At 41.7% G+C, this 14334-nt stretch carries 15 protein-coding genes and 1 riboswitch; of the genes, 1 reads left to right on the plus strand and 14 read right to left on the minus strand.

The features are described 5' to 3' along the window. Positions 1-273 precede the first annotated feature (273 nt). Positions 274-567 carry a hypothetical protein gene (locus tag ACUXV2_RS11155; RefSeq protein WP_446243284.1) on the plus strand — a complete coding sequence of 98 codons (294 nt, stop codon included), beginning with the start codon at positions 274-276 and terminating at the stop codon, positions 565-567. Positions 568-572: 5 nt separating this feature from the next. Here ACUXV2_RS11155 and ACUXV2_RS11160 read toward each other — a convergent pair whose 3' ends face one another. The 14 genes from ACUXV2_RS11160 to ACUXV2_RS11225 all read right to left on the minus strand — a co-directional run bounded on the left by ACUXV2_RS11160 (position 573) and on the right by ACUXV2_RS11225 (position 14233). After that, on the minus strand, positions 573-1814 hold the full coding sequence (locus ACUXV2_RS11160; RefSeq protein ID WP_446243285.1) for an EAL and HDOD domain-containing protein: 1242 nt from the start codon (positions 1812-1814) through the stop codon (positions 573-575). A 246-nt stretch (positions 1815-2060) separates the two neighbouring features. Further along, the gene (locus ACUXV2_RS11165; protein WP_446243286.1) at positions 2061-3350 is read right to left on the minus strand and encodes an NCS2 family permease; all 1290 of its coding nucleotides are present in this window, start codon (positions 3348-3350) and stop codon (positions 2061-2063) included. 338 nt (positions 3351-3688) lie between these two features. Next, positions 3689-4159 carry a 6,7-dimethyl-8-ribityllumazine synthase gene (ribH, locus tag ACUXV2_RS11170; protein ID WP_446243287.1) on the minus strand — a complete coding sequence of 157 codons (471 nt, stop codon included), beginning with the start codon at positions 4157-4159 and terminating at the stop codon, positions 3689-3691. A gap of 48 nt (positions 4160-4207) precedes the next feature. Next, the gene (locus tag ACUXV2_RS11175; RefSeq protein WP_446243288.1) at positions 4208-5401 is read right to left on the minus strand and encodes a bifunctional 3,4-dihydroxy-2-butanone-4-phosphate synthase/GTP cyclohydrolase II; all 1194 of its coding nucleotides are present in this window, start codon (positions 5399-5401) and stop codon (positions 4208-4210) included. Between the two features lie 17 nt (positions 5402-5418). Beyond that, on the minus strand, positions 5419-6075 hold the full coding sequence (ribE, locus tag ACUXV2_RS11180; protein ID WP_446243289.1) for a riboflavin synthase: 657 nt from the start codon (positions 6073-6075) through the stop codon (positions 5419-5421). Between the two features lie 4 nt (positions 6076-6079). Continuing rightward, on the minus strand, positions 6080-7186 hold the full coding sequence (gene ribD / locus ACUXV2_RS11185; protein ID WP_446243290.1) for a bifunctional diaminohydroxyphosphoribosylaminopyrimidine deaminase/5-amino-6-(5-phosphoribosylamino)uracil reductase RibD: 1107 nt from the start codon (positions 7184-7186) through the stop codon (positions 6080-6082). A gap of 142 nt (positions 7187-7328) precedes the next feature. Beyond that, positions 7329-7473: riboswitch (FMN riboswitch) on the minus strand. A 576-nt stretch (positions 7474-8049) separates the two neighbouring features. Then, the gene (locus ACUXV2_RS11190; protein ID WP_446243291.1) at positions 8050-8748 is read right to left on the minus strand and encodes a hypothetical protein; all 699 of its coding nucleotides are present in this window, start codon (positions 8746-8748) and stop codon (positions 8050-8052) included. Positions 8749-9260: 512 nt separating this feature from the next. Further along, complete coding sequence (locus tag ACUXV2_RS11195) at positions 9261-10127, minus strand: patatin-like phospholipase family protein (RefSeq protein WP_446247055.1); 867 nt, start codon at positions 10125-10127, stop codon at positions 9261-9263. Further along, positions 10120-10518: an NUDIX hydrolase gene (locus ACUXV2_RS11200; protein WP_446243292.1), complete on the minus strand. Its 399-nt coding sequence runs from the start codon at positions 10516-10518 to the stop codon at positions 10120-10122. Before ACUXV2_RS11200 ends, ACUXV2_RS11195 begins: the two co-directional genes overlap by 8 nt. A gap of 181 nt (positions 10519-10699) precedes the next feature. After that, positions 10700-11476 carry an ABC transporter permease gene (locus ACUXV2_RS11205; RefSeq protein WP_446243293.1) on the minus strand — a complete coding sequence of 259 codons (777 nt, stop codon included), beginning with the start codon at positions 11474-11476 and terminating at the stop codon, positions 10700-10702. Then, on the minus strand, positions 11477-12376 hold the full coding sequence (locus tag ACUXV2_RS11210; RefSeq protein WP_446243294.1) for an ATP-binding cassette domain-containing protein: 900 nt from the start codon (positions 12374-12376) through the stop codon (positions 11477-11479). Further along, on the minus strand, positions 12373-12588 hold the full coding sequence (locus tag ACUXV2_RS11215; RefSeq protein WP_446243295.1) for a PLD nuclease N-terminal domain-containing protein: 216 nt from the start codon (positions 12586-12588) through the stop codon (positions 12373-12375). Before ACUXV2_RS11215 ends, ACUXV2_RS11210 begins: the two co-directional genes overlap by 4 nt. A gap of 166 nt (positions 12589-12754) precedes the next feature. Beyond that, on the minus strand, positions 12755-13747 hold the full coding sequence (locus ACUXV2_RS11220; RefSeq protein WP_446243296.1) for a helix-turn-helix transcriptional regulator: 993 nt from the start codon (positions 13745-13747) through the stop codon (positions 12755-12757). 162 nt (positions 13748-13909) lie between these two features. Next, positions 13910-14233 carry a DUF4870 domain-containing protein gene (locus tag ACUXV2_RS11225; protein ID WP_446243297.1) on the minus strand — a complete coding sequence of 108 codons (324 nt, stop codon included), beginning with the start codon at positions 14231-14233 and terminating at the stop codon, positions 13910-13912. Between the last annotated feature and the right edge of the window lie 101 nt (positions 14234-14334).

Here is a 14334-nt window from a genome sequence, read left to right on the forward strand (position 1 = left end):
TACTTACAATCTGTCAGACTATTTATTTATTATATGGGTTTGTTGACACCAATGATAATTTCATCAGAGTCTGCTTAGGAATCATTAAGATTCTTTTTATCATAAGATTGCCATAAACGATTCCATTTGGCAATGCGCATTCACTCAATATCAGTTTACTATATTGTAAACCCGATATGTTCTGATACGCATGTTTTTACTGAAAATACTTCCGAAAACAGTTACACTTTATACTATACTATTTTAGTTTTTATAATGAGTGAGGTGGGATCCATGGATGAAATAGACTTCAGGTTTCAAGTGCGGGAAGTAAGCGAAGCGGAGGATGAAAACAATTCACGTGATGTACTTGTCTTTTGCAGGATATTAAACCAAAATAAAGACCTTCTGCAAGAAGGCCTGTTCAGAGTTCGATTTAATTCGATCGGTATTTATCCATTTCCTGCAGATATCGCTAAACAAGTTTCCTCAAGGAAAGTCCAGCGGCTCTTGCTGATGGAATTGAAACGTTACATCAAACCACAAAGAAAATTCTTAAAGCCTGGTTCTTATAAACCTGTATGGTGACCCCTTCAATGGGTCAGCTCCTGTGTGAGAAGCTCTTCCGCCCATTGACAGGCTTGTTGATAACTTTCTGAAATATCCTGCTCCGTCAGATTTAACGTGTTCATTTTTTTATCAAGATCCGTCCAGTCAGCCTTTTCGATTGAAATGACCAATTCCAGCATATCCGTCAACTCATTAGATTTTCCGATCAATGCATCGCAAATGTCATCATTCAAAGGTAAATCATCGAGTATCTTCATCATTGGAACCGATAGGATTGTATCCATCAAGGAAAACATACCTGCCAGAAAATAGCTCGATGTATTAACGGCTCCTTTTACTTTCTTCGCTGCAAGTTCGCACATTTTTGCCCTTGTGAGACATAGTGTGATCACTTCATTTTCCAGTTTTTTTCTGTGTGCCACCTGTTCCCTTACCGCCAGCACATAAATCCACCTTTTGATTTCCATTAATCCTAGTAATACGATCGCTTGACGGATAGAATGGATTTTATGCTTTGGCCGGTATGCAGGTGAATTGATAAGCTTTAAAAGTTTATAAGAAAGTGAGAGGTCCTGCTCAATCAATCCACTGATTACATCGATACTTGGCTCTGACATCTCAAGACTTTGAATGATAGAATAGTAGGAATGAAAATAAACCGGTACATCATGCGACGCGATAATCTTCGGTTTGCTGAAAAAATAACCTTGGAAATAGTGGTATCCCTTCTGTCTTGCCTCCTGATACTGAAGCTCTGTTTCGACTTTTTCAGCGATCATCTTATAGCCCAATAAATTAGATAAAACTTCTATATTCCTTCTCATTTCCTCCGTCGTGGACTGGAAATCAACCTTGACAAAATCTGCAGCCCTCATAAGCTCTTTACAGAAAGGATTCGAATCATTAAAGATGAAATCATCCAATGCAATCTTATACCCCAGCTTCTTGAGTTCCAGGCATATGTCCACCACGCTCCTGCTCGGCTCTACCGATTCCAGAATTTCAACCACAATCTCCCTCGGATTAAAATAAGTGGGAACCCTTAATTTCAGAAGATTTTCAGTAAAATTAATGAAACAAGGTTTACCAGAGGATAGTGAATCGATCCCTATATTCAAGAAACTGTTAATGATGACATCTGCTGTCGCTGTGTCTCCATCGATATCGGGAAACATATTCAGTTGATTTTGCCTATATAGAAGCTCGTAGGCTGCCTTTTCCTCATTACTATCAAAAATCGGCTGCCTTGCGACAAATACTTCCATCGTTTCCACCCCTGCCTTCAACCTGTATGCAACCAATATATGTATAAAAAGTGGTCCATTCGATTTATTTTTTCTTAATAATACCAAGAAATATGCGGAAAGTCTACAGAATATGTATATTAATGCATGATTTGGGAGCATCTTGTCACCTTGCAGGCAGGCTGATAAAACAGACACCTGAAATAAAGCATTCCAAATAAAAAAAAGAGACGACAATCGTGTCGCCTCCTTTTACAGACTAAAAAATCAATGTATCGAATGAACAAAGAAGTTCATTAAAAATAATCCGGCAATAATGTAAAGCGGAATGGATACTTCCCTTGCTTTACCGGTAGCCATTTTCAAGATCGGATACATGATGAACCCGATTGCTATACCGTCTGCAATGCTATAAGTAAACGGAATCATCGCAATGATAAAGATGGCCGGAAATGCCTCCGTCAGATCCCTAAGATCCATATGACGGATATTTTGTATCATCAATCCTCCAATGATGATGAGGATCGGAGCGATCGCATGATCCGGAATCCACTTTAAATAAGGAATGAATAAAACAGATCCAAGGAATAGAACCCCGGTCGTAAGCGAGGTCAGACCTGTCCTTCCCCCTGCTGTCATAGCTGCTGCGCTTTCAACCGTCGAAACAGTCGGGCTTGTTCCAAAGAATCCCGATGTGAACGCGGAAAATGCATTTGCTTGAAAGGCTTTTGGATACTTGTGAGGCTGTTCTATCATATCGACATGTCCATGTATCAGGCCGATGTTCTCAAATACCAGCACCATCGTTACGGAAAATACTGCGATCCAAAACGGAATTTTCAAAATGGCATCAAAAGACATTTGTCCAAAAACCTGCCCGTATTCACTCCAATGAAATGTACTTCCTGAAATGGAAGGCTCAATACCAAAGATGAACCCTAACAATGTTCCAAAAGCGATACTCCACAAAAATTGACCTTTTACGTTGCGAATAAAAAGAAAAATCGTAACCAGGAAGGTCAGCACCGTAGCCAGAACCTTCAATTCCCCAAAGTCACCGATCGTAATGAGCGCTGAGTCCCCTCGTTGGATCAGACCGCCTTTTTCAAGACCGATGAACATTAAAAACATTCCGAGACCGACTGTGATCGCCTCTTTCAATGTCTTCGGGATGGCCTCCGATAATACTTTCGAAAGCTTCGTAAATGCAATAATCATGAACAGTATCCCTGAAACAACTACAACAGCCAAGGCTTCCTGCCACGTTAAGCCTGAAGACTTCACCAGAGTGAATGTAAACATCGCATTGATGCCCATTCCCGGAACCAGAAGAATTGGTGCATTAGCCCAAAAGGCCATGACCAAACATCCAACAAAAGAAGCCAGTATGGTTGCCATAACCGCTCCTTCAAATGGAATTCCAGCTTCAGAAAGAATGAGTGCATTTACTGCGATAATATACACAATCGTAAAATAACCAATCGCTCCGGCCATTATCTCCTGCTTGAACGAGGTACCATGATCCTTTAACTGAAAAATACCTTTACGTTCCTTCATATAATCTTCCTATAAAACTGCCCTCTCCCTACCCGCTCAATCCCATAAGGGTGAGCCACAAGATATTATTGTAGCAAAAAGGCGGGGGTTTGCCAATAAAAATTATCGGATGTTTGGTTCGGTTGATTATTGTAGGGATCTTCCTAGAATAATTCTATTTAAGCAACTCCCCAAAAGCACCACGAGCTACGATCAATTGCTTAATTACAATGTATTCCATGCTGCGACAAATCCCCCAATCAGAATTCCCAATCAAAAATGCCCAATCCACACTCACTGATGAATAAAGCCGGCCCCAACACGGAACCGGCTCTATAATCTCATTAGCTTTTATATTTTCACTTATCGATTTCACGGACAAGATTCGCCATTTCAATAGCTGAAACGGCAGCTTCCCAACCTTTGTTTCCTGCTTTCGTACCTGCACGCTCGATTGCCTGCTCGATCGTATCAGTTGTCAGGACACCGAAGATGACCGGGATGTCTTCCTGCAATGCAAGACCTGCCACTCCTTTAGCTACTTCGCCGCTTACATATTCAAAGTGTGCAGTGGCCCCGCGGATGACCGTTCCAAGAGTGATGACGGCATCATATTTTCCTGAACGTGCAAGTTTTTTCGCAATCATCGGGATTTCAAATGCTCCCGGCACCCAAGTAACGGAGATGTCACCTTCATCGACACCATGTCTTTTTAGAGCATCCTCTGCTCCTCCAAGCAGCTTGGATGTGATGAATTCATTAAAACGTGATACGACGATCGCCACTTTCAGTCCTGTTCCAACTAAATTACCTTCATAGATTGTTTTCATTTTTCATTCCTCCGAAAGATTGTTTTTTTTAGATGTTTGCAACTGTTACTAGAACTTCAATAGATGACCCAGCTTTGAATGCTTCGTTCTTAAATAATTCTCGTTTTCCAGCTTTGTCGGTACTTGAATGGGCACCCTTCCGACGATCTCCAAACCATATCCATTGATACCTGCAATTTTTCGTGGATTATTGGTTAGCAGCCTGATCCGCTGGATATTCAGATCCCTCAAAATTTGAGCGCCTATACCGTATTCGCGCAAATCCGCTCCGAATCCAAGTTTATGATTTGCCTCGACTGTATCAAGTCCTTCTTCTTGAAGCTTGTAAGCTTTCAATTTATTGATTAGGCCGATGCCTCTACCCTCTTGCCTCATGTATAACAATACCCCTTGTCCCGCTTCTTCTATCTGTGCAAGGGCAGTGGCAAGCTGAGGACCGCAGTCGCAGCGGTTCGAACCGAAGACATCCCCGGTAAGGCATTCTGAATGCACCCTGACCAGAACTTCCTCATCTTCTTTCCACTCCCCCTTGACCAGGGCGATGTGTTCTTTGCCGGTAAGGTTTTCCGTGTATGCAACTGCCTTGAATTGACCGAACTCAGTTGGTAATTCTATTTCAACTTCCCTCGTAACAAGTTTTTCTTTTTTCCGGCGGTAGCGAATCAAATCTTCGATGGTGATGATCTTCAAATCCCATTTCTCTGCCATCTTCATTAATTCAGGAACTCTTGCCATCGTGCCATCTTCGTTCATGATTTCACAGATGACACCTGCTGGTTTTGACCCGGCGATGGCCGCGAGATCGATCGCCGCTTCTGTATGTCCTGCCCGCTTCAACACACCGCCTTTTTTGGCGACGAGGGGAAATACGTGTCCTGGACGTTTGAAATCCTCGGGTTGCGAGGTAGGATTCAAAAGCTCCTGAATGGTTGCTGACCTTTCAAACGCACTGATCCCAGTGGTCGAAGAACGATGATCGATACTGATGGTAAACGCAGTTCCGTGGGGATCTGTGTTTTCATCCGTCATCGGTGAAAGTTTCAATTTCATTGAAAGATCTTCGGAAATCGGCGCACATATCAGCCCTCTTCCTTCTTTTGCCATGAAATTTATCACTTCCGGTGTGGCTTTATCGGCAAGAGCAATGAAATCTCCTTCATTTTCCCGATTTTCATCATCTACTACGATGACGACCTTCCCGTTTTTCAGATCCTCTATTGCTTCTTCAATTGTATGAAACACTTTCCATTCCTCCTCCATTAGTCAGCAAATCCATGTTGATTCAAAAAATCATAGCTGATCTTGCTTGCACTGCCTTGCTTTTGCTGGGTCTGTTCATAGAAACGGTGGAAATACTTGGCCATGACGTCACATTCCACATTGACGATGTCACCTGTCTTCTTTTGGCCCAGTATCGTATCTCCCCTCGTTTGTGGAATGAGTGAAACAGTGATGGAATCATCGCTTAATCCAAATACCGTTAAAGAGGTGCCATCAATCGCAACGGACCCTTTCATGATAAAATAAGGAGAAAGTTCTGATGGAATTGAAATTTCAACATAAACAGCATTTTCGACTTGCTGGAGCCTCTTGATCGTCCCTGTAGCATCGACATGACCATTTACAAAGTGGCCGCCAAATCGGCCGCCGGCTGCCATCGCTCTTTCCAGGTTGACATGTGAACCTGCCGATAAGTTCCTAAGGGTTGTCGCTTCAAATGTTTCCGGCATCACATCGACTTGAAATTGATTTTCTGTAAAGGACGTTACCGTCAAACATACTCCGTTCACACTTATGCTGTCTCCGATATGGACATCTTTTAGAATTCGTTTCGCAGCAATGGTAAGTATCATTGATGCAGCTGATTTTTTTATTTGGTCTATTTTACCGATTTCCTCTATGATTCCCGTAAACAATTCATCAACCTTCTTTCATTCTGGATTGTTTTTTTGGGACAGCCACTATTTTGATATCTTCTCCAATAGAATCAACAGAAACAATGTTCATATCCATGCCTTCTGTAATGGAAGATATACCTCTTCCTCCAAAGCTGGTGAAAGCATCCTTTCCGCCTATTAGCTTAGGAGCCATGTACATGATGAGTTCCTGAAAAGCATTTTCTTCAAGAAAGGAACCATGCACTGCTGAGCCGCCTTCTACATAAACCGATTGGATCGATCTTGTCCCTAATTCCTTCAAAACTTGATGAAGGTCGATGCGGCTTAACGGCAGGGAAATGATTTCACAACCTGCTTCCATGAAAGGAATTTTGTCCTCTTCTTTTACTGATTCACTTGTAATAATAATGGTTTTACTTTCGTTATCTTTCACAATGTTTGATTCTAAAGGTGTTCTTAAATCATTATCTAAAATAATTCGAATGGGGTTTTTTCCACCTTGGGGCAAACGGGTGGTAAGGTGCGGGTTGTCGCGGATGATGGTATTGACTCCAACTAATATCGCGTCATGCCGGTGACGATCATAGTGGACATCGAGTCTTGATTGTTCGGAAGTGATCCATTTACTGTCTCCTGAAGAAGCAGCAGTTTTACCATCCAGTGTAACGGCGGTTTTCAACGTCACATATGGTGTCTTGTGTTTAATAAAATGAAAGAAGTGTTTATTGAGTTCCAATGCTTCAGCCTGACACTCTCCAACATGCACTTGTATTCCGGCGTCACGCAGCTGTTCTATCCCTTTGCCGGATACCAATGGATTTGGATCTGTACTTGCAATGAATACCCTTTTAATTCCACTTGAGATAATAAGCTGTGAACACGGAGGTGTTTTCCCATAGTGAGAACAGGGTTCCAGAGTAACATAAATGTCTGCTTCCTTCGCTTTCTCGCCTGCTGCTTTGATTGCGTGAACCTCAGCGTGTCCTTCTCCGGCTTTTAAATGTGCACCTAATCCTACAATGGCTCCATCGTTTACAACAACAGCACCCACTGCCGGGTTTGGTGATGTTTGACCCTGCGTGGCTTTGGCCATACTCAGTGCAAGTTCCATATAATCCGTGTGCTTCAACAGTCCCCCTCCTCTCTATATAAATAAAACCCCAAGCAAGATGACTTGGGGAGATTGGCATGACAAATAAACGTATTTAATGAAACTATTCAGAAAACTCCATATGTCTTTTGGATATCTGTTCTTTAGTCATAAAATACTGCCGTTCCTTCTCCCATCCAGACTTTAACTGTCGGCTTTGGAGTTTCACCAAATCCACCGTCTGACCTTGATCAGCCGGGTCACGGACTGAGAGCATCATGCTCATCACCGCCGGTAGGGAATTTCACCCTGCCCCGAAGGAAACCTATTCGATTATTATTATTCTATCATAGTTTTTGTCATAATTTCACGCAAGATACTCATTCATTTAAAAATTTGAACCGTTTGAACCAAACAGACCCATTAATAGGACGAATTTTTTCAAAACATGTTCGTCTACGCAGAGTCCCATCCCGCTGCACCATTTTATTTAACAAAAAAAGAATGCCCCTTCAAGAAGCATTCCACGTTCTTCATATAACTTTCCTGCACGACTCTGCGCACCGAAAACACGCTTCTGCACAATCCTGGCAATGCCTATGGTCGTGTGAATCACACTCTTTGCCACATGCATCACAAATGTCTGCGCACAGGGAAAGGATCCCCGGTACAAACTTGCTGCTCCTTTGTATGGCATTGATGGCATAAGAGCAAATATCTGCGCATTCCCGATCAAGCTCTATGCACTCCATCATACGCTGTTCTTCTTTCAATGAAGCATGATAGCAGATGTTGCATGCCTCCAAACATTTTTGCAAAGCATTCAGGCATTCCTTATACGTTGCGTTCATCTCCTCACCTCCCACACCCTCTTATGTTTCCCTAACCACTAAAAAGGATGACTAGGATGTAAGAAAATAATCAGAATCGACAAGCCATAAAAAAATGAGCAGCCAGTCATCCGCCTCCGAATAAGCTTCAAAAAAAGTGATATGGCTGTGATGGCTATCGAACAGCTTTTGAAAGCTTTGCGGGAGAAAGCCTTTTTGCAGAGAAAGCCGATTGACCCCCTTATAATTCAACACCCAACGCTTATTACCCTTATAAAGAAGGATTGTATCCCCATTTTCTTCGCTTCTCCATTCAATGGCAGTTGTGCTGTGATATTTCAGTTTATATTCTAATTTTGTCTCTTCATGTGCAATGACAATCCTTCTGCTCCACTTACATAATGTGAGCGGCATTTTGTCTTTTCGATGAAATACAAAATGCTTGGGATTGTTGATCAAGGAAGTCCTTTGAAGTGAATAGCTGGACCAGCCATTTGTTTTCAAGTAAAAAAAGCCTTCCTTTGTCTTAACACCTATCAATGAATGACTCGAGACAGGAATGTTTTCATAATATAAGCGAGTTGCCTTCCTGATTTCTTTTTTGATGCTTTGGCTCAGATAGAGATTGGTTAAAGCAGGTATAAACAATAGAAGCGGGAAGTAAAACAGTGTTTCCACAACAAGCAGCATCCCGACTCCCATCAGGAAATACATGATACCGTGATAAAGCAATGTATGTTGTTCGTTTCTATAGATATGATATAGGTTCATGAAATGCTCGTCCTTTCCACGAATCATTATCATATCTATGTTTGGAAGATAAAAAAAAGACCCTTAAAGGCGGGAAGTTTTAAAGGAATTACTTATAATTGTCATTTGTAGTATTGTCTATTCTCTCTAAAGAATAGTATTATCAATTTTATTTAACCTGTTAATACCGCTGTTGATTTCCGTGGAAGACTTCGCTTTCCGCGGGCGAGCGGGGAGCCTCCTCGTCGCTGCGCTCCTGCGGGGTCTCCCCAGCTTCGCTTTTCCCGCAGGAGTCTACGCCTTCCACTCCAACCAACAGCTAGATCCAGTTATCGATAACAAACGAAATGTAACTGAGCCCTTCTGAAAGCCACCTAATAAAAAATGAATCTTACTATGATAATGCATAGAACCTCCCTCTTTCACTCGTTACCATATGTTCCCAACCCTACAAGTGGAGAGACCATTTATTTTTATTCTCTACCTTTTTACTGCTTCAGTAATAGCAGAACATTATCGTTAGTCCCAATCAATTACTTATGAAGAATCAAATCGGCCCATTCCATGATTTGGTTATGTTTCCTTTTTGCATCCTCGTACCCCTGCTCATACAAGTCATCGAGCTTATCAGGGTTCTTTTCAATCCTGCTGACCTTTAAAGGCCGCCTGGGCTGGATGATGAGGACTCTTCCTTCTTTTTCTCTTTCCTCCAGCTCTTTCACCGTCTGATTGTACACCAGATATCGGTTCATTAAGGTTTTGTGCAGCTCAGGATAGTGAGGATATTTTCTTTTGATAAAGAAGGAAAAACGGGATGGCTTCTTGAAATATCCCCTATTCCTTGTTAGAACTACTATATTCCTCAGATGCCCGTCTTTTTCCGCTCTATCAATCGGTATCGGATCGCTGATTCCTCCATCAAGAAGATGGTTCGATCCATATTCCACGACCGGTGCAAAGAATGGAAGTGAGCTTGACGCCCTAATGATCGTTAACATATCCTCTCCGTAATCTTTCCTGGAAAAGTAACGTGGCTTCCCGCTGTGACAATCGGTTGTACCGACGACAAACTCGGTTTCGCTCGTTTGAAAGGCTTTATAATCGTACGGTACCAGCTTATTTGGGATTTCGTCGAATACATAATCCATCCCGAATAATTCACCTGTCTTCCAATAATTCTGCCAGCTTAAGTATTTTGGGTCTCGTATGAAATCTATATTCACCTTTTTATTTCTTCCTGATTGTTTCGAGATATAGGAAGCTGCATTGCATGCCCCGGCGGAAACCCCGATCACATACGGAAAGTGTATATCATTTTCTAAAAAGTACTCAAGGACTCCAGCGGTATATATTCCCCTCATACCACCGCCTTCCAGAACAAGCCCTGTACGTTCAATCATCATGAATACTGCCTCCTTGTAGCAACATTGATTTTACTTCTTCCGGATAAAGTGCCTTATCATATAGCTCATTCAGATCAATCCAGCGGGGGATGTAGGTCCCTTCACCGGACCGATATTCTTCTCCTGTCCCCCGGCCGACTTTACCGCTATATTTTCCTGCAATAAAATACTTTTGTGAACCATTTTGCTCAAACTCGAGTGCCAAGGTAAGTTCCCCCACTTCGATGCCAAGCTCCTCCTGCGCCTCCCTTTTGGCAGCTTCTTCAAATGATTCGCCTTCTTCCAATCCGCCTCCGGGAATGACATAATACTGTCTCCCGCCTTTTTTCCTTTTGATGACTGCTATCTTATTGTTTTCTAAAATAAGGATCCCAGCTCGATTTCGCATCCAGGCATTCTCCTTTTTGTTTCCATAGTCAATCTTCTTGCCCATCATACATTCATCTTTTAAGTAAACATTCTTATCTCTTTGAATAATTCGATATCCCTCCCCATAAACCCTGTCAGTTTTTGTAATGACAACATACACAAAAAAAGCTGATGTTCATACCAATCAGCTTTTTCTGTTATTAAGTGAGTTCTTTTTTCTTGAATAGATAAGGTGTAATGACCAGCATAAACAGGCATATCATTATAGTCAGCACCATGGTGAACGTAAGGTTGCTGCTCCACCCCTGTCCGCTTAAAACTTCAGTGATATATGATGAAAGCTGAGAGGGAGACCACTTTAACCGATCCGGCAATGCACCGGATATAAAGCTAAGGACGACCGATACGGTGATTGTTGAAAAAGCGGCGATCCCGGATGCTTTAACGAGCGAGCTGAAAAAAAGCAGCAGCGTCATAATGAATGTGAGCCACATGCCATAGATGGCCAGTGACTGAAAGAAGGCGGGAGGAGCTATGTTTTCAAATAATAAATTGATATAATACCAGCTTGAAAGCATGCCAAGAATATATGAAGTCCATATAAGAAGGAGGGAAGCTGCCCATTTTGAATAGATATAGGCATTATACGATACCGGTTTGACCAGTACCATCGATGCGGTCCCGCTTTTCCTCTCCCCTGAAATAATTCCCATGAAGCCAAGGACGATGACGAGAACTCCTAACATATTGAATTGGCTGATCGTAGACATAAGCACTTCTTCTGACGAAGGAGGAGGTATATCGATCACCGCACCCTCTGGTAAATCACCTAAAGAATTCAGGATATCAGGCAGATAATACGCTGTAAGAGGTTCGGTTAATCCAAACAAAATAAAGACAATCGGCATCCAGACCCACTTGAAATTACGCGCGGATTCCAACAGTTCTTTTTTCATTAACACCCATGCTATATTCATTTATCTCATCACCTTCATAAAAAGATCCTCTAAACTTTGGTCACTGCTTTCCAGTTTCGCAACCGGCCAGTCCCCCTCTGATATGAGGGTGAATAACCTGCTTCTATCCCTATTCAACTTCTCTACTTCAATGGTCATTGACTCTTTCTCAACCTTTAACTGCCTTACCCATGATAATTCTTCCAGCACTTCTCTATAGGGTCCCAAATCACCTTCGATGTGTATCTTCAATGAAGGACTGTGATGCCTGGCCTTGATGTCAGTCAATGGACCTTGTTCGATCAGTTCTCCGTTATAGAGAAAAAGGACATCATCACAGACTTGTTCTGCATCATTCAATATATGAGTAGAAAAAAGAATCGTCGTATGTTCTTTCAATTTATTCAGGAGATTAAGTACCTCTCTGCGCCCGAAAGGATCAAGTGCCGAAACAGGTTCATCCAGGATGATGAGCTTTGGCTGATGGATCAAAGCCTGTGCTATCCCCAGCCTCTGCTTCATTCCGCCTGAGTATTGATTGATCCTCCTGTTTTGGCCTTCCGATAAGTTGACAAGCTTGATCAATTCTTCACTGCGATGTCTTGCTTCTTTCCTTGTTAATCCGGTTATCTCACCTGAAAAGATTAAATATTCCATCCCGGACATCCATTCAAAGTACGAAGGGTATTGAGGGAGATATCCAATCATTGCACGAATATCCCCTGCATGATCAGGTGTACTGATCATGCCGTTTGTCGGGGTGATCAAACCCGCAAGCATGTTCAATGTGGTCGTTTTTCCGGCTCCATTCGGACCGATCAAAGCTGTGCACTTCCCTCGTTCCAAGTGAAATGTAATGTCTTTGACTGCGTGCTTTTCTTTATATTTCTTTTCCAGGGAAGCAACTTCCAAGACATTCATCCATTTTGTCTCCTTCCGAAGATAAAGTATATGATCGGGCCGATTACGTTGATGAATAATACGACCAGCAGCCACACCCATTTTGGCCCATTTGTATGTTTAATCCTTATCAGGTCGATGACTGCAATCAACATCAGAATCAATTGGATAAGGATCAATGGAGCAATCAGTCCCCAATTTATCGATTGTAACACTTCTTGTAATTCCTGCATGTATGGTTCCTCCTTTGATTTTGTATAGATAAGACGCAGAGGTGGAAGAAACGTTCAAATTTTTTTAGTTTATATACCGCAGTTGATGTCTGTGCAACTGCTGGAACGGGTAAAAACAACTTAAATATTCATTCATCACAAAAAAACCTGCAGGTCGCAGGTTTTTTTATCTTTCATATAGTTTATACATACTGATAATTTCTTGTTTGACTGTCTCGAGTAATGATGCTGGTGAGATTACTTCCGCCTTAGATCCAAAATTGAGGATCCAGTTGACCAATCCTCCGCTGATCCTTGCTTTGGTTGTTAATATGAAATGATTCTCGTCATACTTTCGGATATCTGCTTCCTTGCCAAACTTGTCGATGATGACATTGATCAATTGATTATGGAACTTTATTTTGATCCATTCTTCATCGCCTGCGAACATATGGAAGGTGGACTGAACGTATTTAGAGACATCAAACGGTTCATATGGGAAGGATTCTTCCAGAGTGTTTACATTGCGCAGCCGATCCACCCGGTAATGGCGAATCTCACCTGCCTCGTAATAGTAGGCAATCAAATAGTAGAAATCATTTGCCCACGTCAGAGCGTAAGGTTTCACTTTATAAAGACTGCCACCATGGCTGAGGTTGAAATGTTTATCAATGTCATAGCGTCCGTATTGAAACGTTATAATCCGACGTTCAGAAATGGCCTGATGAAGGTCATGAATCGCTAATCTGATAAAGGGGCTTTCACTTTTTATGGATGAATCGACCTGAATTTCATTCTGAAGTTTTTTACCTTGATGGTTGCTCGTCAGCTTTCTGATTTTTCCGATCAACTGACGCGTTTCCTGTTTAGTGATGAATTTAGCAGATACCACTGCGTCGACCAGCATACGGAGTTCATACAATTCAAACAGACGATACTGGTGGCTGTAATACTTGGGAAGACCGTCCTTTTCCTGATTGATTGTCACGTCAAATGAATGATTGATGAGATGATTGATATCATCCTTCAATGAATTTTTATTCAATTTTACGTCTGGTCCGTAAATCTGTTTAAAACGAAGTATGATATCATCCAAACTCAGTTCATGATCTTCATCTGTTTCTTGAGTGAAGATGGTCATTAATCTAAGAAGCCTTTCTTTATTATCAATCCTCGTCATTTTATTTTCCCCTCTTCCTCATCATGTGCCTCTATCAATTTATGTATTTGAGAAGTTATTTTTATATAAACTATCAAGTTTGAGATGTAATTGTCAACAGAATTCCAAATAAATGAGTAAGAGCTCATGGTTTTGATGAAAACCATGAGCTCTTTGTGCGGCTTACTTAAAAAAATGGATGACTGTCGGGATTCTGTATCTCTCCCCTTCGTATGCTTTGATAGCGGCCAGGATCGTAAAGATCAAAGCCAGAAGGCCTACTATAGGTGCTAAGACCATCCCTATCAGTACGATGACCAGGATGGAACTGACGATTCCATAAATGGTATATGAGATCAAAAAGTTAAAATATTCTTTCCCATGATGATCCACAAATTCTGATTCATCTTTTTTCCATAGCCAGATGATGATCGGTCCTATAAAAACGGTAAAAAAGCTTAATACATAAATAAGTGCAGCCATTAATCTTTCATCTTTTGTCGGCATCTTCTCTCCCCCCCTTCATGATACTTTTTTTAAACACCTCTCCTATTATTACGTTCTTCAGCGGCCAAAGTTTCATCTACCCTCAAATTTAATTTCAATCA

This window comes from Rossellomorea sp. NS-SX7, assembly GCF_052828565.1.

Coding starts and splice junctions, on each gene's coding strand:
- ACUXV2_RS11195 (WP_446247055.1), bottom strand. CDS start 10,127: ATGATTGAACGTACAGGGCTTGTTCTGGAAGGCGGTGGTATGAGGGGA.
- ribH (WP_446243287.1), bottom strand. CDS start 4,159: ATGAAAACAATCTATGAAGGTAATTTAGTTGGAACAGGACTGAAAGTG.
- ACUXV2_RS11190 (WP_446243291.1), bottom strand. CDS start 8,748: ATGAACCTATATCATATCTATAGAAACGAACAACATACATTGCTTTAT.
- ACUXV2_RS11155 (WP_446243284.1), top strand. CDS start 274: ATGGATGAAATAGACTTCAGGTTTCAAGTGCGGGAAGTAAGCGAAGCG.
- ACUXV2_RS11165 (WP_446243286.1), bottom strand. CDS start 3,350: ATGAAGGAACGTAAAGGTATTTTTCAGTTAAAGGATCATGGTACCTCG.
- ACUXV2_RS11205 (WP_446243293.1), bottom strand. CDS start 11,476: ATGAATATAGCATGGGTGTTAATGAAAAAAGAACTGTTGGAATCCGCG.
- ACUXV2_RS11160 (WP_446243285.1), bottom strand. CDS start 1,814: ATGGAAGTATTTGTCGCAAGGCAGCCGATTTTTGATAGTAATGAGGAA.
- ACUXV2_RS11225 (WP_446243297.1), bottom strand. CDS start 14,233: ATGCCGACAAAAGATGAAAGATTAATGGCTGCACTTATTTATGTATTA.
- ACUXV2_RS11210 (WP_446243294.1), bottom strand. CDS start 12,376: ATGAATGTCTTGGAAGTTGCTTCCCTGGAAAAGAAATATAAAGAAAAG.
- ACUXV2_RS11220 (WP_446243296.1), bottom strand. CDS start 13,747: ATGACGAGGATTGATAATAAAGAAAGGCTTCTTAGATTAATGACCATC.
- ACUXV2_RS11200 (WP_446243292.1), bottom strand. CDS start 10,518: ATGCGAAATCGAGCTGGGATCCTTATTTTAGAAAACAATAAGATAGCA.
- ACUXV2_RS11215 (WP_446243295.1), bottom strand. CDS start 12,588: ATGCAGGAATTACAAGAAGTGTTACAATCGATAAATTGGGGACTGATT.